Raw genomic sequence first — 749 nt, forward strand, 5'->3', positions numbered from 1 at the left:
GCTCTTAGTTCTCCGATTAACCAATGCTACACCGCAGATTGCCTTGGCATTATGAATGTTCTGATTGCCGTTTTTGCTTGGTTTACGTTAACAACGTCTAACCCTTTTGAGTTCGCAAAAACATTGGCGGTAGAAGGACGTGATTTGAATCCAATGCTGCAGGACATCGGATTGATCATTCATCCGCCACTTTTATATTTAGGTTACGTTGGTTATTCCGCCATTTTGGCGTTTGCACTTGCGGCGTTATTAAGCAAACGGCCTGTCAATGAATGGTACCGTTGCACGCGAAAGGCCGCGTATTTTGCCTGGGGAACTCTGACTGTTGGTATCCTTGTCGGCTCTTGGTGGGCATACAATGAACTTGGCTGGGGAGGTTGGTGGTTTTGGGACCCAGTAGAAAATGCCTCTTTATTGCCGTGGTTAACCGGCACTGCACTCCTGCACAGCGGGGTATTAGCAAAGAAAAATCAGGGAGCGTTGTGGAGTACATACGCGTTGGCGTTTGCGACCTTTAGTTTAAGCATTCTCGGGACATTTATCGTACGTTCTGGCGTATTAACGTCGGTGCATGCTTTTGCTGTGGATCCTACCAAAGGTTTAGCCCTGCTTGCTGTGCTTAGTGCGTTAGTATTGATGACGTTTGGCGTACTGATTGTGCGTGGAGATGCCATCAAACCATTGAGATTACGTTCCTTGATCAGTCGAGCTTATATGGTTTATGTGGCCAGTGGACTGGTGGTCATATC

The 749-nt window shown here is 47.1% G+C and carries 1 protein-coding gene; it reads left to right on the top strand.

Annotated features, from left to right (window positions below; translation table 11 throughout):
• The coding region (gene ccsA / locus R7R78_RS25965; protein WP_225474591.1) for a cytochrome c biogenesis protein CcsA at positions 1 to 749 on the top strand (749 nt) is incomplete at both ends.

Source organism: Vibrio sp. 2134-1 (assembly GCF_033339495.1).